This is a genomic window from Alkalibacterium sp., from assembly GCF_046484155.1.
Classification (GTDB): domain Bacteria; phylum Bacillota; class Bacilli; order Lactobacillales; family Carnobacteriaceae_A; genus Alkalibacterium.
Genome location: NZ_JAWOBT010000086.1, coordinates 1 through 22,060, shown reverse-complemented (window position 1 = coordinate 22,060; position 22,060 = coordinate 1). Strand labels below are relative to the sequence as shown.

General features: G+C 38.7%; 18 protein-coding genes, 8 tRNA genes and 1 other RNA gene. 7 read left to right on the top strand and 20 right to left on the bottom strand.

Annotated elements, in window-relative coordinates; all coding sequences use genetic code 11:
- Nucleotides 1-1,212 (top strand): L-cystine transporter (locus R6U02_RS06485; RefSeq protein ID WP_410262798.1); only part of this gene is annotated, 1,212 nt, incomplete at its 5' end.
- Nucleotides 1,213-1,446: 234 nt separating this feature from the next.
- Nucleotides 1,447-2,763 carry a Na+/H+ antiporter family protein gene (locus R6U02_RS06480; RefSeq protein ID WP_410262797.1) on the top strand — a complete coding sequence of 439 codons (1,317 nt, stop codon included), beginning with the start codon at nucleotides 1,447-1,449 and terminating at the stop codon, nucleotides 2,761-2,763.
- Between the two features lie 209 nt (nucleotides 2,764-2,972).
- Here R6U02_RS06480 and R6U02_RS06475 read toward each other — a convergent pair whose 3' ends face one another.
- Nucleotides 2,973-4,640: a DUF6933 domain-containing protein gene (locus R6U02_RS06475; RefSeq protein WP_410262796.1), complete on the bottom strand. Its 1,668-nt coding sequence runs from the start codon at nucleotides 4,638-4,640 to the stop codon at nucleotides 2,973-2,975.
- A 410-nt stretch (nucleotides 4,641-5,050) separates the two neighbouring features.
- Here R6U02_RS06475 and R6U02_RS06470 point away from each other — a divergent pair, with 410 nt between their 5' ends.
- Nucleotides 5,051-5,959, top strand: coding sequence for a glycine betaine ABC transporter substrate-binding protein (locus R6U02_RS06470; RefSeq protein WP_410262795.1), 909 nt, complete (start codon nucleotides 5,051-5,053; stop codon nucleotides 5,957-5,959).
- A gap of 167 nt (nucleotides 5,960-6,126) precedes the next feature.
- On the opposite strand, the gene R6U02_RS06465 is transcribed toward R6U02_RS06470, so the two are convergent.
- The 4 genes from R6U02_RS06465 to R6U02_RS06450 all read right to left on the bottom strand — a co-directional run bounded on the left by R6U02_RS06465 (nucleotide 6,127) and on the right by R6U02_RS06450 (nucleotide 8,882).
- Nucleotides 6,127-7,260, bottom strand: coding sequence for a class I SAM-dependent RNA methyltransferase (locus R6U02_RS06465; RefSeq protein ID WP_410262794.1), 1,134 nt, complete (start codon nucleotides 7,258-7,260; stop codon nucleotides 6,127-6,129).
- A 98-nt stretch (nucleotides 7,261-7,358) separates the two neighbouring features.
- Nucleotides 7,359-7,731: RNase P RNA component class B (rnpB, locus tag R6U02_RS06460), an RNA gene on the bottom strand.
- Nucleotides 7,732-7,745: 14 nt separating this feature from the next.
- Complete coding sequence (gene gpsB, locus R6U02_RS06455) at nucleotides 7,746-8,060, bottom strand: cell division regulator GpsB (protein WP_410262793.1); 315 nt, start codon at nucleotides 8,058-8,060, stop codon at nucleotides 7,746-7,748.
- A 249-nt stretch (nucleotides 8,061-8,309) separates the two neighbouring features.
- Nucleotides 8,310-8,882, bottom strand: coding sequence for a DUF1273 domain-containing protein (locus R6U02_RS06450; RefSeq protein ID WP_410262792.1), 573 nt, complete (start codon nucleotides 8,880-8,882; stop codon nucleotides 8,310-8,312).
- Between the two features lie 62 nt (nucleotides 8,883-8,944).
- On the opposite strand from R6U02_RS06450, the gene recU reads away from it, so the two are divergent.
- Together recU and R6U02_RS06440 are read left to right on the top strand one after the other, a co-directional pair.
- Nucleotides 8,945-9,571, top strand: coding sequence for a Holliday junction resolvase RecU (gene recU / locus R6U02_RS06445; RefSeq protein WP_410262800.1), 627 nt, complete (start codon nucleotides 8,945-8,947; stop codon nucleotides 9,569-9,571).
- Between the two features lie 129 nt (nucleotides 9,572-9,700).
- Nucleotides 9,701-12,367, top strand: coding sequence for a transglycosylase domain-containing protein (locus tag R6U02_RS06440; RefSeq protein WP_410262791.1), 2,667 nt, complete (start codon nucleotides 9,701-9,703; stop codon nucleotides 12,365-12,367).
- A gap of 316 nt (nucleotides 12,368-12,683) precedes the next feature.
- Here R6U02_RS06440 and R6U02_RS06435 read toward each other — a convergent pair.
- From R6U02_RS06435 to R6U02_RS06390, 10 genes are all read right to left on the bottom strand, one after another.
- A tRNA-Gln gene (locus R6U02_RS06435) sits at nucleotides 12,684-12,755 on the bottom strand.
- Between the two features lie 6 nt (nucleotides 12,756-12,761).
- Nucleotides 12,762-12,834: transfer RNA gene (locus tag R6U02_RS06430), tRNA-His, on the bottom strand.
- Nucleotides 12,835-12,881: 47 nt separating this feature from the next.
- Nucleotides 12,882-12,952: transfer RNA gene (locus tag R6U02_RS06425), tRNA-Trp, on the bottom strand.
- Between the two features lie 6 nt (nucleotides 12,953-12,958).
- Nucleotides 12,959-13,039 (bottom strand) — tRNA-Tyr (locus R6U02_RS06420).
- Between the two features lie 16 nt (nucleotides 13,040-13,055).
- Nucleotides 13,056-13,128: transfer RNA gene (locus R6U02_RS06415), tRNA-Phe, on the bottom strand.
- A gap of 12 nt (nucleotides 13,129-13,140) precedes the next feature.
- Nucleotides 13,141-13,212 (bottom strand) — tRNA-Glu (locus R6U02_RS06410).
- A gap of 17 nt (nucleotides 13,213-13,229) precedes the next feature.
- Nucleotides 13,230-13,316, bottom strand: a tRNA-Ser gene (locus R6U02_RS06405).
- 9 nt (nucleotides 13,317-13,325) lie between these two features.
- Nucleotides 13,326-13,398: transfer RNA gene (locus tag R6U02_RS06400), tRNA-Asn, on the bottom strand.
- A gap of 119 nt (nucleotides 13,399-13,517) precedes the next feature.
- Nucleotides 13,518-14,447: a diacylglycerol/lipid kinase family protein gene (locus R6U02_RS06395; RefSeq protein WP_410262790.1), complete on the bottom strand. Its 930-nt coding sequence runs from the start codon at nucleotides 14,445-14,447 to the stop codon at nucleotides 13,518-13,520.
- A 16-nt stretch (nucleotides 14,448-14,463) separates the two neighbouring features.
- Nucleotides 14,464-14,898 carry a Fur family transcriptional regulator gene (locus R6U02_RS06390; protein ID WP_410262789.1) on the bottom strand — a complete coding sequence of 145 codons (435 nt, stop codon included), beginning with the start codon at nucleotides 14,896-14,898 and terminating at the stop codon, nucleotides 14,464-14,466.
- A 191-nt stretch (nucleotides 14,899-15,089) separates the two neighbouring features.
- On the opposite strand from R6U02_RS06390, the gene R6U02_RS06385 reads away from it, so the two are divergent.
- Nucleotides 15,090-16,178 (top strand): FUSC family protein, encoded by a 1,089-nt coding sequence (locus R6U02_RS06385; RefSeq protein ID WP_410262788.1) that lies wholly within the window; start codon nucleotides 15,090-15,092, stop codon nucleotides 16,176-16,178.
- Nucleotides 16,179-16,229: 51 nt separating this feature from the next.
- Here R6U02_RS06385 and R6U02_RS06380 read toward each other — a convergent pair whose 3' ends face one another.
- The 5 genes from R6U02_RS06380 to R6U02_RS06360 form a co-directional block, all read right to left on the bottom strand.
- Nucleotides 16,230-17,057 (bottom strand): hypothetical protein, encoded by an 828-nt coding sequence (locus R6U02_RS06380; protein WP_410262787.1) that lies wholly within the window; start codon nucleotides 17,055-17,057, stop codon nucleotides 16,230-16,232.
- A 100-nt stretch (nucleotides 17,058-17,157) separates the two neighbouring features.
- Nucleotides 17,158-17,694: a DUF402 domain-containing protein gene (locus R6U02_RS06375; protein WP_410262786.1), complete on the bottom strand. Its 537-nt coding sequence runs from the start codon at nucleotides 17,692-17,694 to the stop codon at nucleotides 17,158-17,160.
- Between the two features lie 121 nt (nucleotides 17,695-17,815).
- The gene (gene mutY, locus R6U02_RS06370) at nucleotides 17,816-18,943 is read right to left on the bottom strand and encodes an A/G-specific adenine glycosylase (protein WP_410262799.1); all 1,128 of its coding nucleotides are present in this window, start codon (nucleotides 18,941-18,943) and stop codon (nucleotides 17,816-17,818) included.
- A gap of 35 nt (nucleotides 18,944-18,978) precedes the next feature.
- On the bottom strand, nucleotides 18,979-19,923 hold the full coding sequence (gene recX / locus R6U02_RS06365; protein ID WP_410262785.1) for a recombination regulator RecX: 945 nt from the start codon (nucleotides 19,921-19,923) through the stop codon (nucleotides 18,979-18,981).
- 256 nt (nucleotides 19,924-20,179) lie between these two features.
- Entirely contained in the window at nucleotides 20,180-20,971 is a 792-nt protein-coding gene (locus R6U02_RS06360) for a hypothetical protein (protein WP_410262784.1), read from the bottom strand.
- Between the two features lie 353 nt (nucleotides 20,972-21,324).
- Here R6U02_RS06360 and R6U02_RS06355 point away from each other — a divergent pair.
- Nucleotides 21,325-22,060, top strand: a 736-nt coding sequence (locus R6U02_RS06355) for a helix-turn-helix transcriptional regulator (protein WP_410262783.1), incomplete at its 3' end; no start/stop codon positions are given.

The window sequence follows — 22,060 nt, the reverse complement described above, 5'->3', positions numbered from 1 at the left end:
GGAGCGATGGAATGGATCAATGTCGTAGGAAACGGCTATGTGGCCTTCTTACAAATGCTGATCATGCCACTGGTTTTCGTCTCTATTATTGGTGCATTCACCAAGATTCAAGGAAGTAAAGATTTAGGCAAAATCAGTTCATCTGTTTTAATCACCTTGATCGCAACCACAGCCGTAGCTGCTCTTGTCGGTGTGTTGAGCATCATGGCCTTCAATTTAGATGGGGCAGAATTTGTTCAGGGCGAACAGGAAAGTGCGCGTATTGAACAATTACAGGAAAGCCAGACCACTGTAGAAGAGTCAACCATACCTGAACAGTTAATAAACTTTATTCCTCGTAACGTCTTTTCGGATCTATCTAACTCGAGAAGCACAAGTACTATTGCTGTCGTTGTATTCTCAGCCTTTGTGGGAACAGCTTATCTGGGTATAAAACGGAAAGATCCGGAACAAGCGGAGACTTTCAAAAACATCATTGACAGCTTGTATGCTATCGTCATGCGAATCGTCACTTTAGTCCTGCGCTTATCCCCTTATGGTATATTTGCCTTGATGACTAAAGCCATCGCGACAAGTAATTTCCAAGCGCTTGTGAATTTAGGACTATTCGTCATAGCCTCTTACGTAGCGATTGGTATTATGTTTATTATTCACTTAATCATATTAGCAGGATATAAAGTCAATCCAATCACTTATGTAAAAAAAGTATGGCCCGTCCTCAGTTTCGCTTTCACTTCACGTTCGAGCGCTGGAGCATTGCCTTTGAATATTGAAACGCAAACAAAAGTATTAGGTGTCGATCATGCTTCCGCAAACTTTGCCGGAACGTTTGGATTATCTATCGGACAAAATGGCTGTGCAGGGATTTTCCCAGCAACACTCGTGGCTATTATCGCGCCAACGATGGGCATCGATATTACCAATCCGATGTATATCCTGACGATTATGGCTGTTGTTGCAATCAGTTCGTTCGGTGTTGCCGGTGTTGGTGGTGGAGCTACCTTTGCTGCTTTGATCGTTTTAGGTTCACTCGGCTTACCTATTTCGATCGTTGGTTTGGTCATCTCAGTCGAACCAGTCATTGATATGGCAAGAACCTTCTTAAACGTAAATGATAGTATTGTGGCTGGTATTATTTCATCTAAAACCATCAACCAGTTTGATGAATCGATGATGAACGATAAAAATCTAGCGCTACAAGTAGAAATTTAATTAAAAAGCGGGTATCAATAAGGTGATTCTTATTGATACCCGCTTTTTATATGCAATAATTAAAAATACTGGCCAGTATGCCTTTCTCTATAGGTATTATGTGAATTTGAATTTATAGTTATTTATATTCATTTTTCCTGTTTGATTTATTGAATTTTTTAGGCACTTAATATAAAGTATGTTATTATTATTTAATCGTAAAAATTAATTTAGCAACTATGAAGGAGCGAAACTGTGTTACTAAATCCTGTTATAATCTCAGTTGTTGTCATGGTCACATTATCCCTGCTGCGACTCAATGTATTGCTTGCCTTAATTATCGCCGCTTTGGTAGGCGGATTAACTGCAGATATGTCGCTAATTGAAACAATGGAAACCCTGCTCGGTGGTATGGGTGGAAATGCAGAAACGGCACTCAATTACATTTTGCTGGGCGCTCTCGCTGCAGCAATTGAAAAAACCGGTGCCGCAACCATCATTACTCAGAAATTATCAAAAAGTATGAAAGGAACAGGAAAATCTCTGGTCTTCATCATTGCATTTATCAGTATTTTTTCTCAGAATTTGATTCCGGTGCACATTGCATTTATTCCTATACTGATCCCACCGCTGATCATGGTGATGAATAAACTGAAGATCGACAGAAGAGCTGTCGCTTCCGCTTTGACTTTCGGTTTGAAAGCTCCGTATGTTGCCCTTCCGGTAGGTTACGGCTTGATTTTCCATAATATCATTCGTGATGAAATGGCCCTCAGTGGACTAGAATTAGGAGACGCAGAAGTCTGGCATGTCATGTGGATTCCAGGACTTGCCATGTTCATAGGGCTTTTAATTGCTGTTTTGATTACCTACCGAAAGCCTCGTGAATACAGAGATAGCGAAGAATCCGGGTTCAAGTTTGGATTCAAGCACCTGGATTCAGAAGAAGTCACGTTTAACAAAGACCATGCTTTTGCCGTACTCGGCTCATTAGCTGCTTTGATCGTGCAGCTGACGGTTGGCTCGTTAGTCCTGGGTGCTATATTAGGCTTGTTTATTATGCTTATTGGCGGAGCCATTAGATGGTCCGATATCGATAGTATGATTAAAAGCGGCATTGGTATGATGGGCTTCATTGCTTTTGTCATGCTCGTCGCCTCAGGATATGGAGACGTCATAAGAGCCACGGGTGGTGTAGAGACCCTCGTTGAGTCAGTCAGCGGATCCATTGGCGGTAATCAGTTAGTAGCCGCTACAGGAATGATTGTCTTAGGACTACTGATTACAATGGGTATCGGGACCTCTTTCGGGACTATTCCGATTATTGCTGCCATCTATGTTCCTCTGGCATTAGAACTAGGATTCAGTCCGCTGGCAACGGTGCTATTGATTGGGTCTGCTGCGGCTTTAGGTGATGCTGGTTCTCCAGCATCCGACAGTACGCTCGGCCCTTCTGCCGGCCTCAGCGTTGACGGACAGCATGACCATATCTGGGACACGTGTGTGCCAACCTTTATGCACTATAATATTCCTATAATGATATTTGGGATTATCGGAGCGCTTATTTTATAGTTTATAATCTATTCAAATTTCCAGTAGATAAATACGATGTTTACAGCACATCAATAAAAAGCTCGAGAAGACTTGTATACAAGTCTTCTCGAGCTTTTTACGTTATATTTATCCAGCATCATTAATGATATGTGATAGTTCAGTGGAAATCACTAAATTCAATCTCAAACCTTTGTATTTAATAATAAAAGAAGATACAATCTGATCTGTTAAAATGTACCTTTTAAATTCATCAATTCATACATCACTTCATCAATAAATTGGAGTTCTTCTTTAACTTCAAGCTCAATGCCGACTTTATTACAGAAGTCTTCTACGATCCATTCAATCGAGTCTTCTCGTATTTCAATTCGATCAGGTTTGTTGGTTTCACATAAAATTCGAATAATTCCAAGAACTCTTTCAGGGTCTTCTCTCTTTGATTCATACATATCCTGATCCCACACTTCCCCCGTTTTTGCATCGACTGTAAGAAGCAATCGAGGATACAACGGACGCTGCTCTTCACTTTCTTGAACAGGAACAGGCGCATACAGGATATCCAGTTGAATCGCACCGTGTTTCACAGCCTTAGATTTTAACCGTCTGACCATTAATTCGTCTTCAATTATAATTTTTCTCTCTTCTTTATCTAGCTCATCCAGATCAGGTAAACGCATATACACTGTTTTCCAGTCACTTTTATTATTCTCTTTCAGTCTTGCAGCAAATAAACCTATAGCATACTTTTCTTTTATTGTTCTTTCTTTCAGGTCTTTCACTGCTTTGGGAACTTGTTCCAGCGCTAGAATCAGCCACTGAACTTCACCCTTATTAAGTTTTAGCCATGGGTGATAGCCCGGCTCGAATTTTTTTATTTCCGGCCACTGTTTTGATCCTTTATAACTCAATCCCAGCGATTGTATATGTTCGTAGTTAGCAGGATCCAGTTCTGCACGGTCTTCAAAGGAAACCATCAGACAGTCTTGTGCATGTAAAAGCTGATGATCAGGGATATTTCGTTCCCCGCTGGCTAACTGATGGAAATTCGAAAAACCTTCATCTCCAATATAGACTGCCATTGCAAAATGTTCTCCCATAGCCCCCATGATTGAACAGTATGCTCTTTCAATCGTTTCCGGATGTTGTACTATGATCAAGTCTGTATCTCCTAAGTATTTCCATGGTTCTGATTTTTTGAATGCATCTGTGGCCTGGTACAATCGAAGCCATTCATCGTCCGTAACGGTGTCAGAAACTTTCGAATCTTTATTCCTCGGTTCATTCGAATGCTTAGAAGATGGTCTTAACACGTCATTATAATTGTACTGTTCTGACAGTCGACAATCTGTTCGTCTTTCCCACTCTTCCAGCCATTTTTCGGTAGGATGAAAATAATCTTTGTCTTTCAAACGTAGTAAAGAACCAGCCCAATCACTTAACGCAAAACTATTAATGTCAGCTACTTTAATAGAATCGTAATACAAAACATGGTCTACGTCCTTTATGATTGCGTTTAGGGGACCTATTTTCTTAGGACCTAACGATTTAGTAAACAGTAAGGAATCAGCCTGTTCGATATATCCCTCTATGACATCTTGCGGGAAAGAGTACTTAATCATTGATTCTTCCAAACCTGCAATGAAAGCTGGAATGAAATCTTTAAACTTCTTATATTTGATCGGTCCTACAACAACTGGATAATTCGTTAAGTCATTGACTAGAACTACCAGGCAATTTGTTTTACTCACCTCTAAAATATTCGCGTGCCAGTCATATAATTCATCCATTTCAGATGACAATTCGAAGGACTCGTCCAACTCTAGAGAATTATCCTGTTCAATCATCTTACTTTTTTTGATAATATCCAGCATTTTTTTCGTACAATGTATACGCATAGTAAACTCCTTTAAACTTTCTTTTAAGAATATATAATATTAGCTAATTAGTGCAAAGTAGATGGAAACAAATAATATTAGTACCATCATAGTAATGAAATGCACACCTAAAATACTTGAGTAATACTCGCCCTGTTTCTTGGTAATATTCATCCGTTTGATTATTCGTCATTTCAACCTCTCCAGAATAAAACTTAATTATTTATGTATTATGTACAATCACTAGTTCAATAGTCTACTTTATAATTAAGTATATACCAAATAACAAAACAGACACAATACTTTTTTCCATTAACCTTTGGATTTGAGCATAATAGCCAACTATGCCCATTTCGTACCAGATTTTATAAATTCCCCCTTCTATGTTATCATGGAAAAGTTGTATTTTTATTAATCTTAGGGGGAGAAAAATGAAAAAGATTACATTATTCAGTTTATCAAAAACTGCGGTGCTGCTTTCTGTTCCAATTTTACTTACAGCGTGTGGAGAAAATGATAGCGATAGTTCTCAGGATGAAAACGTCGGAGAAACTTTAGATTATACTATTACAGGTATAGAACCCGGAGCAGGTACGTCCGAAATAGCCCGTAAGACTCTTGAAGAATATGATAACTTAAACGGATGGGATATTCAGGAGAGTTCTACTGCCGGAATGTTGACTGAATTAAGTCAGGCAATCGATAACGAGGAGCCAATCGTTGTGATTGGATGGACTCCTCATTATATATTTGAATTATATGACCTGAAAATGCTGGAAGACTCTCTTAACGTTTTCGGAGGTGAAGAAGGTATCAACACATTAACACGTACCGGCCTTGAAGAAGATATGCCTGAAGCTTTTGAAATACTCAGTCGATTTGAATGGGAAACAGAGCATATGCAGGAAGTCATGCTCGAAGGTTTAGAAAGAGACTTTGAGGACGTTACTGCGGAATGGGTAGATAATAATCGCGACTTAGTAAATGAATGGACGGAAGGTATAGACGATGTCGATGGCACTGAATTTAAATTAGGTTCAATTCCATGGGATACCGAACGTTCTTCTGCTAATGTCATGGCACGTGTCTTAGAAGAAAAAGGATATGATGTCACTATCACTAACTTGGATCCGGCAGTTATTTACCAAGCTTTAAACCTAGGCGAAGTCGATGCCACATTAGGAGCATGGCTACCTACAACGGCAGGCGCTTTTATGGAAACATACGGTGAGAACATTGTTGATTTAGGACCTAACTTAACAGGTACAGTCATAGGTTTTGTCGTTCCGACTTACATGGAAGATATCAACTCAATCGAGGACTTACCCGCTAAAGACTAATTGAAAAGTATTTCAACGTCAATAAGAGAGCACAATGACCCTTAAGACAAGGTGTCATTGTGCTCTCTTATTGTTTAGTTTCTAATTTTTAAAATATTTTAAGTTTTGTACTAGAAATATTGTAATTGAATTAGTAAGACAGACTGGTTTTCCAGCCTTTTTGCTTTTTATTTTCTAGTTGGACGCTTGCCCCAATATTGGAAGTAATCCGTACGGATGTAGCCGTTATAGAGTTTACGTTTTTTGGTTGCTCTTTTTCCGTAATGTTCTTCGAAGTCCAAGTCACTTGTAATGATGTATTTGCTCCATGTTTCAAGCGGTTTAAAAGCTTCTCCCATTTCACGGTATAACTGATAGACATCTTCTGGGTCTCCCATTCGTTCGCCATAAGGTGGGTTGGAGATAATAACGCCGAATTCTTTGTCTGTCTTGAAATCTGCCAATTGCATCTGCTTGAATTTAACACTGTGTGAAAGACCCGCTTCCAGTGCGTTAGCTTTAGCGATTTCAATCATGCTGGCATCAATATCTGTTCCCAGAATATCCAGTTCGACATCATAATCTGCCTGATCTTCTGCATCCTGACGAACTTTTCGCCATAATTCTTTAGGCATCCAATCCCAGTCTTCACATAAGAATGAACGGTTGAATCCTGGTGCAATATTGTGCCCGATAAGTGCTGCTTCGATTGGAATTGTTCCAGATCCACACGTTGGATCAACGAACGGACGGTCTTTATGCCATGTTGTCAGCATGATTAAAGCTGCAGCCATGTTTTCTTTTATTGGTGCTCCGCCTTTTTCTATACGGTATCCACGTTTAAACAAACTAGGTCCGGTGGTATCGATAGTGAGTAATACTTTATCATCTCTGATGGCCACTTCAATAGGGAATTTCGCTCCTGTTTCGGGCAGCATCCCTCTTCTGTGATACACATCTTTGATTTTTTCAGCTATCGCTTTGTTCACGATCTTCTGAACATCTGGAACACTGTACAAAGTAGATTTTATCGATTTACCGCTGACCGGAAAAGCCGCATCCATGGATAAATAGTCATCCCACGGTAATGCTTTGGTCTGTTCAAATAAATCATCAAACGTTTTGGCCTCAAATTCACCAACAATGATCTTCACGCGGTCAGCTGTACGTAGCCATAGGTTGGCTTTTGCAATATCTTCTTTGCCGCCTTCAAACCGTGCACGTCCGTTTTCAACTTGGACATCGTATCCTAATTTTTTCAGTTCATCTCCAACAAGGGCCTCGATCCCACTTGCGGCTGTAGCGAGTAATTTATAGGTCATTCATTTGCCACCTCTCTTATTCTTATCGCATGCATGAAACATTATTTACGTAAAGAAATCCTCTCTAAAAAAAGAGAGGATTTCACCACTATGTACATCACTGTAAGCCATGTTTTGTCTAGATAAAACGGTGAAGTCTTATCCGAGATAATCATCTGTCTGCACGAGCATTATGCCCTGCCTCTTCTCTCTGTTCAATTCCAGGAGAAAAGTGCCCCTACCAAAGTTTGGGTTGCTCACTCGAGGGGTTTACCGCGTTCCACCAAACGCGTTTCCACGTTTGCTTCGTCACTGTGGCACTTTCAAGGGTACTCAAGCATAGGTTTCCCCGTAGCTCTTTTTCCTGCCGTCATCCCATATCTGGGAGCCGCAGCTTATTGTTTCGCTGCGCACGAACACTACAAGCATCGCAGCTTGTGTGAGCATGGACTTTCCTCACAACTCTATTGAGCTGTGCGATTATCCGTGATGTACATTATTTAATTTTATTCGTCTTCTAATTTTGATCCAAAAACATGACGTTCAAGGTTAGATAGACGTTTCAAAATATCGAAATTAGATACGTTCGAGTTTGTTTGACCGGAACTTGAGCTTTGTGTGGTCATCTGTTTGGCCTGTTCATCCACTTTATCGAGCAGACGGTCATTCTCAGCTTTTAACTGTTCGATCTCTTTTTGAAAAGCATCATAGTCTCTGATCACAACATCAAGAAATTCATCGACTTCTGTTGGATCATATCCACGCATTTTTGTTTTAAAATCTTTTTCTAAAATTTCTTTTTGGGTCAACTCTTTATTCACGCTTACACCTCATCTATTCGTCTCTAATTAATCATAATGATATTAATTAAATTTACTCATTTAGGCAAAACTCATACTTATAGTACCATTATAGCAAACATAAGACTAAAAGTGAAGGTAACCTGGTTCAATATCTTTTTATTTGAGTTTATTTAAGTTTATTTCATTCACAACTCTATGTTCCGATTGCTCAATAGTATATATTGAACCTGATATATCGGTTAAATAAATCTTTTTTTATGGGCACTTCTATTCAAACCGCTCTTCTTCAAGCAAATCATTGATGAACCACTGAAGCTCATCAAATGAGATAGTTTCTATTTTATAAGAGTGTTTTTCCTGATATTTTAGAGCCTGATCATAGAAGAACGAGACTTTGCCCTCATGATCCATGTCATAAAAGAGCAGGCACCCATCCGTATTTTTAACGATGAACTTCTGATTATTTTTCAACTGCCCCGGGTTGGCGTAATCCTGATTTGAAGTGTAATTGATATAATCTGCCCGTTCTACGATTGAATTGTAGTACATTTGGTTGACTTCATTCCATTTGCTTGAAAAGCTCGTGTAAGGCAATAATAAGGCCAATTTCAGTTCAGGATAGTCTGCCTTCAAATCCAGTGCGACTTCCCCCATCCACAACTCCGTACCCAAGTTGCCGGATATAATCACCCATTCCATGCCCTGTTCGATATATTCAATCAGTTTCCTTTTAAAGAATTTTTTTATATAATCTATTTTCGGATCGTCGGCAGAAAAAATTGAGAGTTCAAAAGATCGATAACCACTGACGTATAAATTTTTAATAAGTTTCTCCTCCATTCTACATTCACCAGTCATTGTTTGGTAAACTAGAGTTATATCAATTTAAGGTTGTGAACACATTGACTATTCGGTATCCAAACGGAAAACTATATCATACTCATGATGACAAAAAGGCGCCTGAAAATCAACCTAAGAAAAAGAAAATCTCTTACAGTAAACGCGGGATGACATTAGAGGAGGATTTAAACGTCACGAATGACTATTATCTCTTGAGAAAAAAAGCGGTCATTCATAAGAAACCCATTCCCATACAAGTGGTTAATGTCGATTATCCAAGACGAAGTGCGGCTAAAATTACCGAAGCATACTACCGGAGAGCATCCACGACGGATTACAATGGCGTGTACAAAGGTCGCTACATTGATTTTGAAGCAAAAGAGACGCAAAACAAAACTTCTTTTCCTTTAAAAAACTTCCATGATCATCAACTGAACCATATGCAGGCCTGTTACGAGCACGGAGGGATCTGTTTTGTTATTATACGTTTTAGTACATTGAACCGCGTCTTTGTTGTAAACTTCCCTCTACTGAACAAGTGGTGGCACCAGCAGTTTGAAGAAAAGGGAAAAAAATCGATTCCATTAAAAGCGATTGAAACAGACGGCATTGAAATCAACTATAGCCTCTCCCCTCGTCTGCCTTATTTAGTCGTTGTTGATCGATTGATCAATGAACAAAACATTTGAAAGAGTTTAAAGAAAAGAAGAACACAATTGACTCAGTTCTAAAACTAGTGTAAAGTTCTTCTCTGATATACTGAAATGAATTAAACTCATTTTAATGAATTCAAAAAGAGCATAATAAAGGAGCGTAACATGTCACAAAAAGATGAAATGTCTCGTAAAAATTATAAAAAAGAATCGAAAAAAAGCACTACGCATCAACCGAAAAAATGGTTTAAACGAATCTTCCTTACGCTTATAACCCTCTTTTTATTGGTCCTTGTCGCTGGAGGAGGTCTATTCGCCTACTATGCTTCTAATGCACCTGAATTGACTGAAGATGACTTAATGGGCACCTATTCTTCTGAATTATTAGATAAAGACGGTAATGTTTTTTACACGCTAGGTGGCGAAGTGCGGGATTATGCCGATCCGGATGCCTATCCTGAAGTTATGCTTGACGCGATGACAGCCATTGAAGATCAGCGTTTTTATGATCATATGGGCATTGATCCGATTGGTATCGGACGCGCCGCAATCGGATATATCACCAATCAAGGACAAATTGTTGGTGGTGGTAGTACCATTACCCAGCAGTTAGTCAAATTATCTGTCTTCTCCACAACCAGAGCAGATCAAACGTTACAAAGAAAAGCGCAGGAAGCCTGGTTAGCCATTCAACTTGAACGCCAACTTTCAAAAGAGCAGATCCTTACGTTATATATGAATAAAATCCACATGGCTGGTAACGTCTATGGTATTTCTACTGCAGCCGAAGAATATTTCGGTAAAAATGTCAGTGAACTGAAAATACATGAAGCAGCTTTGTTTGCCGGCATGGCTAAAGCACCTAACCGATACAGTCCCTACGCTGATCCTGAAGTAGCCAAAGATCGTCGTGACGTGGTAATCAACGTCATGCGTGATGAAGGCCATATTACCTCTGAAGAGGCAGAAGCAGCAAAAGCTACTCCAATCGATGAAGGATTAGTCGAACAAAGTGAAACTGAAAGAAACAATTTGGTTTTTGATGGTTATTTAGTGCAAGTGTTAGAAGAAGTAGAGGAAAAAACTGAATTAAACCCGTTTACTGCTGGCTTAACGATCCAAACAAACCTGGATATGTCTGCCCAGCAACGTGTCTTTGACGTCCTTAATTCTGACGAATACGTTGACTTTGTGAACGATGATGTTCAGGCGGCTGTTTCTCTGGTCGAAGCTGAAACTGGTAAAGTAAGAGCTTTAGGAGGCGGCCGGAATCTAGAAGTACAGTTATCACTTAACCGTGCTACTGAACAAAAAAGTACAGGGTCTACTATTAAACCTTTAACAACATACGGGCCTGCTATCGAGCATCTACAGTACTCAACTTATCATCAGATTGTTGACGAAGAATACATGATTCCTGGTACAGACTTTTCTCCAAGAAATTATGATAGACAATTCAAAGGACAGATCAGTTTACGAGAATCACTGGTTGACTCACGTAATGTGCCAACCGCTAAGATATTCAATGAAGATCTGGACATGAATCAAGTAGAAGAGTTTTTGACAAACTTAGGTATTCCTATTGAACCTATGTCGCGTGAAGGTGAATTAGTTCCGCAGAATGCTTATAACGGTGTAATGAGTTCACTACAAATAGCAGCCTCTTATGCTTCCTTCGCCAACGGAGGGAATTATACTGAACCGTATACTGTTTCAAAAGTGACCACACAAGATGGACAGGAAATCGATCTCACGCCCGAAACAAACCAAGCAATGTCTGGCTACACCGCTTATATGGTTACGGACATGTTGAAAGATGTTGCTTCCAACAACTCGAATACTGTAGGTCTGGGGAATATCCCACAGGCGGGTAAAACAGGAACCACTAATTTCAGTGAAGCAGCTATTGAACAATACAACTATCCATCACACGCTGTACCTTCATCTTGGTATGCTGGTTACACGTCAACCTATTCCCTATCTGTCTGGACAGGTTTTGATTCTGCTGCTGAGGGGTATTTAACATCCAATGACGGAACGCGCACACTCCCCCGTCATATTTACAGGGAAATCATGCAGTATGTTTCCGAAGGTGTAGATAACAGCGACTGGCAAATGCCTTCTTCTGTTACGGAAGTGACTGTTGAAGACGGTACTGATCCGGCGAAATTACCCGGACCAAACACACCAGAAAGTGCACAAGTGACAGAATTATTTGTTAAAGGTACTGAACCAACAGAAACATCATTAAATTATGGCGAAAAGTTAGATGCTCCAAGCGGTCTCTCTGCCGATTACGATGAAGAGTCTGATGAGTTATCCATCACTTGGGATGACTACGCATTACAAAATGCAGATGAAGACGTTACCTATAACCTCTCTATCGACGGTGAAACAACAACCTTAAGTGATACCGAGTATTCTATGACCGAACCGCCTGAAGGAAACTTAACGGTCACTTTATCCGTTTCAGCTTATGACACAACAGGCCCGGAAGCTTCAATTGGTGTCACCGTTCCAGAACGTGAGGAAGAAGAACCTGAACCTGAAGAGGACGATGACGAACCTGAAGAAGCGCCCGAAGAAGATCTTGAAGACGAGGATGACCCTGAAGAAGTGCCTCAAGAAGACTCTGAAAACGATGAGGATGAAGAAGAAAATCCTGAAGCAAATATAGAAGACAATGAAGAAAATAATGGTGAGAACGGACAAAATAACGGAAATGAGGATGACGAATCAAACCAGGAAGAAACTTCTGGCAACGGTACTCCTCCTTCTGAGGATGAAGAGACCACTGAAGATGAGTCACCTGAAAATGATGAGGATGAATAAAAGCTGAACAAAAAAGGAAGAGCTAGGCGCCTCAGGCGCCTAGCTCTTCCTTTTTTATCCACTCATTCATCTTTAGGTTTGAAGAACGTTTTACCTTTAGACGTTCGATAACCTATAAACATATTCCATAGACCTATAATGAGACCTACTCCCCCTATAATGGGATCTTTAGAAACAACGTACAGAGAGAGGATGAAAATAAGAATTCCTATTATGATAAAAAAAATTCCATGTTTTTTTGTCATCACGACACACTCTTTCCAATTAAGTCATGTAAAAAGAAAACCCAATGCAGATGCATTGAGTTTTCGTATTACTGGGCTACTAGGATTCGAACCTAGGAATGACGGGATCAAAACCCGCTGCCTTACCGCTTGGCGATAGCCCAATTAAGGGCGACTGATGGGAATCGAACCCACGAATGCCGAGACCACAACCCGGTGCGTTAACCACTTCGCCACAATCGCCATACTATTATTTTCAATAAACAGAATAATAAATTACCTATCTAAAACAGGGGTAGTAGGAATCGAACCCACATCGATGGTTTTGGAGACCATAGTTTTACCGTTAAACTATACCCCTATTTAATGGAGGGAGTAGGATTTGAACCTACGAACCCGAAGGAACGGATTTACAGTCCGCTGCGTTTGACCACTTCGCTATCCCTCCAGCATATTAAGTTAAATGGCGCAGGACAGAGTCGAACTGCCGACACACGGAGCTTCAATCCGTTGCTCTACCAACTGAGCTACTGCGCCAAAGTATTGCGATGACCCCTACGGGATTTGAACCCGTGATTCCGCCGTGAAAGGGCGGTGTCTTAACCACTTGACCAAGGGGCCTAAAATAAAAAAAAAAAAGGAGAATGAGGGATTCGAACCCTCGATACGGAAAACCGTATACACGCTTTCCAAGCGTGCTCCTTAAGCCACTCGGACAATTCTCCATAAATATACTCCACAAGCAGGGCTCGAACCTGCGACATCATGATTAACAGTCACGCGCTCTACCAACTGAGCTATTGCGGATAATTTTTTCTTCAACAACTTAACTATCATAACACGGCATGATAAATCTGTCAACGCTTTATCATGCCGGAAATCATTTCACCTGTAGATTTTATCAGTTTATCGAACATGTATAACAGTTAAGATCGATTTTTAAATAGTAAGCTCCTGTCTACCCTTTCAGGAATCAAAACAGTTAAATAATCCGCTCTGACTTTAATGTTGAGCGGAAAATCAGGACCCTTTTCACCATCTAGTGCTACATGAGTCGTGTCATCCATTAAGCGGATTGTTGCTTCTTCAAATGAATCTATTGTAACTGATGAAGGCATTGTTCCTGTTTCATTATTTCTAATTAATTTTGATAAAACGACTATCTTATCTCCCAAAGTTGTTTGATCCAAGGTGAAAAGATGGAGTTTTCCATCATTCATTTTAGCTTCTGAGAAAAAATGGGGAATTCCTGAAACATTGTGTGAAACGCCTACAAGAAGCAAAGTACTCTCTCTTTTAAGCTTTTGACCATCGAGTATCAAATCATAACGGTATACTTTTTCATCTTTAAGAGATTTTATTCCTTCTAGAAAGTATGCAATTGGGCCATAAGCCTCTTTCATTTTTCCAGAAACTTCCCACACTGTTTCAGGTAATGTACCAGAAGATAAGGTGCTTAAAAATAAATGATCATTGACTTCTCCAACATCACATTTTTCTTGTTTAGCATCGACTAACTGATTGATCGCTTTGTGAATATCCGTTGACATTCCCCATCCAACCGCAATGTTATTAGCTGTTCCGGCAGGCAAAATACCGAGTACTGGTCGATACGCTCGTTCCTTTAAAGCATTTAAAACTTCATTTACTGTTCCGTCTCCACCCGTAACAACTAGATAATCGGCTTTATCAGCACACGCTTCAGTGGTGTACTTAGCAATATCACTTTTTTGTTTTGTTATTCTAGTCACACAATGCCACCCTTTTGACTTAAAGGTTTTTTCAGCAGTTTGGGCAATATCGACACTGTTTTTTTTACCCGAAGATGGGTTAGCTAAAATGAGTATCTTTTTCAAAATAATACCTTCTTCTTTAAGACGTCCGTTCTTTCTGACAGTCAGGACACAGTCCATAAATTTCTAAACGGTGAGAATCGACCTCATACCCTGTTAAGTTGCTGGCAACGACTTCAACGTCATCCAATCCCGGATAATAAATATCTTCAATTTTACCACATCTTGTACAAATCGCATGATAATGCTCAGTTGAGGCAAAATCAAAACGGCTCGAATTATCTCCAAACATCATTTCTTTAACTAAACCCATTTTAATGAATAAGCGTAAATTATTGTACACCGTTGCCACGCTCATACTCGGAAAATCATCTTCCAGTGCCTTATAAATTTCATCAGCTGTTGGATGACTGTCCTGATCTATCAAATATTCTAAAATAGCATAACGTTGCGGGGTGATTCGTATATTATTATATTTTAACCGTTCAATGGATTGTTCAACTAAATAACTCATATCTATCAATCCCTTATCGTTTACTTGTACTTACTCAAATGATACAGTTTTCATACAATATTTGCAAGAATATGTGCGTTGTTGACCTATTTTTGTTAAAATAATAACTTTTAATTTCCATTAAACTATCAAGGTCATTTGTAGTATAATGAAAATTATAAAATAAACATGGAAAGTTGTGACTTTAATTTATGAAAATCGGAGCAAGAACGTTTAAAACAAGTATTGCTGTATTTTTGGCTTTATCGATCCCCTCTTTGTTGGGTATGTATGAGGCTGCTTCTCTAGCTGGCATATCGGTGGTTGCCTCTATGCAGCCATCCGTAAAAAAATCTTATCTCACATTGAGAGACCGCCTTGTAGCAAACTCAATTGGTGGCCTTGTTGCCGTCATTATGGCCACTGGTTTTGGCACATCGTTTATTAATATCAGTTTTGCGACTGCTATTCTTATTGCATTGTTACATCAAATCAAATTAAATAATGTGATCGGCTTGTCGACCATGACGTTAATTATCATCATGTTGTCAACAGATGGTGATATCATGTCTAATGCTATAATAAGAGTTTCGGCTACATTTATTGGTGTCGTGGTTGCCTTCCTAGTTAACCGCTTGATCATACCTCCTAATTATGAAGAGAAACTTTTTCATACGACTAATCAGGTTACCGATGATTTAACCCGATTTATAAGAGTGAATTTGAGAAAGAACAGTCAGTATTCACTTATGCGAACTGATTTACAATCCATTGAACAATCTATAACAGAAATGAAACGTCTGCACAGTTTTCTCTTAGATGGAGAATGGCATACCTTTGGTCAAAAAAAAGAACAGTCATTCAAGAGATTGTTAGTCATCTATCGTCAATTTATTCGTACGACTGAATCGGCTTATTTCCTGGTTCAAACATTACATGAATCGGAAAATGTCTATAATCATTTTCCGGATAAACTTCGGATACTATTGCGAGAAAGGCTTGAGACACTCATGTCTGCTCATGAACAAATTATACTGAAATGGAATGGGCGTATATTACCTGAAGAAGTAAACTTTATCGCCTACAAGTCTGATCTGAGAAAAACATTTATGCGCTCATTTTTTACTGAGGCAAGTTTAGAATCCTATCTAGAGAATGATTACGGTCAAAGCAATACCGTGATTCATCTCATGTCTGCTGTTTTGAAATATGAGGAAGAGTTACAACATCTTAATAAGCTAGTCAGTAGTTTCAAAACGAATCACCCGGATAATCATTCTAAAGTACGTTCGTTGCACTAAAAAAAGACAAGGCTAGGACAACAAAAGTCCTAGCTTTGTCTTTTCAAGTTCTTATAATTCTTCCTTAAATAAGTTATCCAAAATAGAAACAACCTGACGCGTGCCCTCTTCATTCAAGTCATCATTATCATCGAAATAGGCTGCAAGAGATTTTTCCGATGCTTTGTCTGTGAACTTAGAATGTAAAGGTAAGACGGTTAGGTCTTTTTTTTCAGCGACTGTCTGCATTCTACCTAAATAACTTTGATAATCAAGAGAGCGAGAGTTGACTTGATTGATTTCTTTCGGAACAGGATACGGTTCGAGTAATAAGAGTTCAGTTTTTTCCTGTGTCAAGAGACCATCCAGCACATAATTCATAAACTCTTCTGTTTCCGCGAGTCCGATATCCCTTATTTTATCAGGTATCGCCGGCATTCCGTAAATGATCACATCCGGACTATCCTTTAATAGTGGCTGTGTAGTTTGCTGTATGTATAATTCATAAGAATCGAAGTCTGGATAGGTGTGATTCATGATGTTGAAATCACCGCTTACAGAGTCAGTAATCACCGTATTCAACTCCTTTACCCATTCCTCTTCCGAATTGATATCACCATAATAAGCTAATGACACTTCGCCGTTTTTCAAAGACATGAAATCTAAAAACTCATATAAAGAAAGCGACTCACTATTTTCTTCATAATATTCCAGAGTATTGTGGGAAGGTGCTGTATCAGTTTCTAATGTTTCTTCATCGATGACATCGTGATCTTCAGCAAAAACTACTTGGTCCTCATCCATTCCCTCTCGTTGCTTTGCGGAATATCTTTGTCCAAAAACAATCGTAACTATTGTTGCAATAAGTAATAAAGGGATTATTATGACATTTTTTTTCACATCTCTTGATCCTTTCCATCTGAAATAGCTTTACTTTTAAAAACCTGGATAAGGAAAACAGTAGAAGACATTACTGTCTCGCTACTGTTTTTTATCACAATCAGTTTTTTCCTGTTAATTGTTTATAACGGTCATACCAAAGGTCAACGTAACCATCTGAAAAAGGTCCTTTTTCTTCGTTGATCCAATCAACTAATATTTTGATGTGTTCTTTTAGTATTAAGTCTATCTCGTCTGGATATTCCCACTTTTTACCGTGTTCTTCATACTCATCGACATCTAACAAGCGTTTTTCTCCATCGGGAAAGACTTTAACATCTAAATCATAGTCAATATATTTTGCACCTTCTTCATCGATTAGAAAAGGCGAAGCCATATTACAATAATAAGACGTCCCTTTTTGACGTATCATTGTGACAATATTGAACCAATAATGTTTATGAAAATAAACTAATGCCGGCTCACGTGTTTTCCACCTTCTACCATCCGACTCTATGACTAGTGTATGATCATTACAACCGATCAGTGCATTTTCAGTTGTTTTTAACACCATCGTATCACGCCAAGTCCGGTGCAGACTTCCGTCATGTTTATAACTTTTGATTGTGATGAATTCCCCCTCTTTCGGAAATGTCATCTAATTACCAACTTTCTAGTCTGTTTTAACAAAGTATAATTTCTTCCTTCAATCTCATTTGTTATTATATCATAAAATAACTGTGATATAATAACGAATTAGAATATTTAATGGCCCACATTCAAAATAGAGTTAACGTTTTGATCAGATTGTTAATTTTCTGTGTTGGCATTGGAAACATTTCCTCTTCGAATTGATTGGGATGAATCCATTTTAATTCTGCAGAATGAGACTGATCTGAAATCAAGGATGCTTCAAAAACAATCATTTGCCATTTCAAATGCGAGAAAACATGGGTGAGGACACCTTTAGGCTGCTCATTTAAAGAAATAATCAGATCATAATTTTCTCTGATCATTTCTTCAATTTCCTCGCTGGAACGACTCTGAATGAATTCCTCTTGATTAAAGGTTTTCCATCCGCTATCAGTTAAATCATCTTGATTCAACATGATAGGTGTTAACATCCCCATCAAGACCCCTTTAGATGAACGTTTTCGAAAAAGATATTCCTCCTTTTCATTTTTGATGACGATAGTAAGGAATGTCTGCTCTTTCACTTTGTTTTTTTTCTTTTTAACCGGATATTTTTCCCAGGTTTCGTTGACGTATGAGGCATTGAAGTCCCTGACTGGACTCTTTTCTGGAAAATAATTTTTAGGTGTACAAATGGTTGCCCCTAAATCCATCAAGGCTTGATTGAAATCACCGGGTCTATCCGGATCGATCAATTGTCTGATCATTTCTTCAAAGACCTTTCGTGTTGAAGCCTTGCTGATATCTAAATCGATTTCAAATAACCTGCTCAATACGCGCATGACATTTCCATCCACCGCAGGATATGCCTGATTAAAGGCTATGCTCGTCACTGCTCCGGCCGTATAGGGTCCGATACCTTTCAAGCTTAATGCATCGTCATGCGAAGTCGGAAACTCTCCATCATGATATTCCATGATTTGATTTGCGGCAACTTTCATGTTCCTCACTCTGGAATAGTAACCCAATCCTTCCCATAGTTTCAGCAGTGTCGCTTCTGGGGCATTAGCCAAAGCTTCGATGGTAGGTAACGTTTCAATAAATCTCTCGTAATACGGTATCACTGTATCTACTTGTGTCTGCTGCAGCATAATCTCAGATACCCAAATATAGTATGGATTATCCGTTTGTCGCCAGGGTAGATCCCGTTTATTTTCATCATACCACTGTAATAAGGTTACGCGAAAATCACGAATCTTTTCTTCTGACCACATTGTTATTTTGTTTTCTTCTAGCAAATCCGTCTTGCTCACTGGTTTTCCTCTTTTTCTGATAAAAATTGGTCAATCAAACTGAAGGGATACCCTTTTGAATAGAGAAATGTTTTTGTCTTACGTTTTGCTTCATATTTATCACCTTTACGTGAATAACGTTGAAAGGCTTTGTCACCCTGTTTAACTAGCGCATCATATTCATCTTCTGCAGGTTGTTCCAAAGTCATGTCTTCCAGTACTTGTGAAATGATCTCTCGGTCGAACCCTTTGACCATTAATTGTTCTCTTATTTTTCGTTCGATTTCCCGGTTCGATTTATTGTGTTGTCTGTTCAACGTTTTTTCAGTTAATTTTTTTGCATTCTCAAGCTGATCTTCATCCGAATACTCAGTTAAGCCATAAGCTATCTCTTCCGGAGTCAGTCCTTTTGCATAAAGTGACCGTTCAATTTTTTTAGGTCCTTCGGTTTTCAGCTGAAAATTCGTTCGTACAAAACTCTTGGCATATGCCTTTTCATCGATCAATCCATTTTCTTCTAATCGTTCTATGACTCCGTCGATTTGTTCATAGTCTTTCTTGGCTAAATACTCTCTGATTTCTTTTTCGGTACGCATTTTAAAATTCAGATGATGCAGTGCCGCTTGATAAGCTTTGCCCATTTCACCTTTAACTTTTAATTCTTCAATGGTCTCTTCATCAAGTTCTTTACCTTTCACCAGTCGATATTTCACTAATAGCGCGTCATCCACTGCAAAAGCGTAATCATCATTAACATAGACATTGAAGCGATTTTTTGCTTTCTGTGCCTGAACCTTGGTAATAACAAATTCAGGCTCTGGAGCTGACTCGGAATTTCCGTTGTCAGTCATCTGCTTTACATCTTCCAGTGTAATATTCTTCTTATCTGTCGTTTTCTTTTCCTGCTTTTTAGTGCCTAATTCTACTAGGTTGGGTAGTGATGATTCTTTTCGTTTGGTCATTTTTTTTGCACCTCTTATCCTTCAGTTACAAGTATACCATTTATACGTTTGAATTTTAATGAATCCAGACGTAAAAAAAGCGCCTAAAATAATTATTCAGGCACCAAAACGTGTTTATTCATCTGGTTTTTCTTCTTCTCCACTTTCTTCATCAAGGCCGATTTATGCTTTGACTTCATTTCCCGGTGATTCCCCAGTAATTTTCAGTGCTGGTTTTGCCTCATCCAGTTGATTCCTGAGCGGTCTATTCTTAATATCACTTATTGTCGTCAAGTGATTTCTTGCCCTGTTCTTCGAGTTCCTCAGAATAATTTGCTTCAGACTCTGGTGCTTCCGTATTTTCATGAGGCTCTTTTTCGCTTTTTGCATCAGTATTCAAAGGACTGACTGCTTTAGGTTTAACGACTCCTTTAGCAACCGTATTGCCGTAACCGTAATCGGATTCTTCAGTTTCAACTCTGTCCTCTTCACCGGTCAAGTCAGGCTTCTCTTCTGATTCTATTCCTTGTGTCTCTACATTATTACCGATATCTTCACTCTCGCTATCTGCATCACTTGGTTTTTTGTTTTTTAAAGCTTCCAATTCTTCTGTATTCACTTCATCTACAGGATTATTTTGTTTATCTGTCATATTCTTTTCTCTCTCCTTATCTGCAATGATATTTTCATTTACCTCGGATAGATTCCCCTGCTTCGGTGCATCAGTATCAGCAAGAAGGATGATTTCTCCATCTTTCAAAGCATCGATATAATGATTGGCTCGATCGTGAGGGACACCATATTGTTCTAATATCGAATGATTTTCTTCACTGTTATAAGATCCAAACGAGAACACTTCTTTTACTTTGTCCCAAATACTATCATCTTCTAAGTCTACCTTGCCAACTTTCACATTCTTAAAAGCCTCAATCTCCCCATCATATTGCTGCGTTTTATCCATTACAAGCATCAGCTCACTAGCGGTATAGCCTTCTTCATCGAGTAGCTTTTCAACTTGTAAGACAGCATCCTTCTTGTCTTTAAATGTTCCTAATATATGGCGATCCATATTTTCATCCTTTCTGTTAACATTGTCATATTTCGTTCACGTATTTATCCCCAATCATATCATTAGACAATCCGCATGTAAAAAGATACGCTTCGCGTATGATAATCGAATAATCGGTAAAATAAATGAATAAAATGCAGATTATTCATCTTTTACTGGTATAATTTACTTTAAATCAGGATTAACTATTTACTAATATATTTTTGTAAATTCAAGGATATCCTTTATAGAGTTTGTGATTGTTACTTAATTAACCTGTTTTTTATACATATGTGTTTATTTTTCAGTCAGTTATGGTATATTTAACATATGAAGTGTTATCTAAAAAAGATGTTCGGGAAGGGTTATGCACTATGAAGAATCAAGAGGAGAAAGAAAAGCTAATGGAAGAACGTTTAAGTAAATTGAAAGAATTAACAGATGACTCCATGGATTATCGTTATCTCATGCAGGATCAACTGACCGATGCCATCAGTTCAGGAAATGAAGAAAAGTTGGAAGCGACACTAAAACTAATTAACATTGACCGGGTATTCAATTATCTGGAAAACGATAGTGACTGTGAATTAATCAACTCATTTAAAAACCATTTAATGACAGTGAATACGTACGCACGTATAGCCGCTAAAAACGGTGGCCTGTTACCTCTGTATCTTCATTTGATTTTCGAACGTTTTTCTATGATCATTAAAGATACGCAGTCTCTAGATTATTTAATTGAACACGTTTACTTTGAACTCTTCAGAGAATATTGTCATGCTGTAGCCAATTTCTCTACGTCTGACTACTCGTCAGTGATGAAAGAAATCGTTACCTATATCACAGACAATCTTACCAATGAATTAACTCTAACCAATATTGCTTCGATTTATGGTATGCATCCTGTTCATTTGGCGCGTAAATTCAAACAAGAGACAGGTAACACCTTTATTGGATATGTCAACCAGCAGCGTGTTTACCTTGCGAAATACTACTTCCACTTAGGCGACTATCAAATGAGTGAAGTAGCAAATCTAGCTGGATTTAATAGTCATTCGTATTTCACAAAGGTTTTCAAAAAAATAACTGGCAAGACACCTACAAAATACC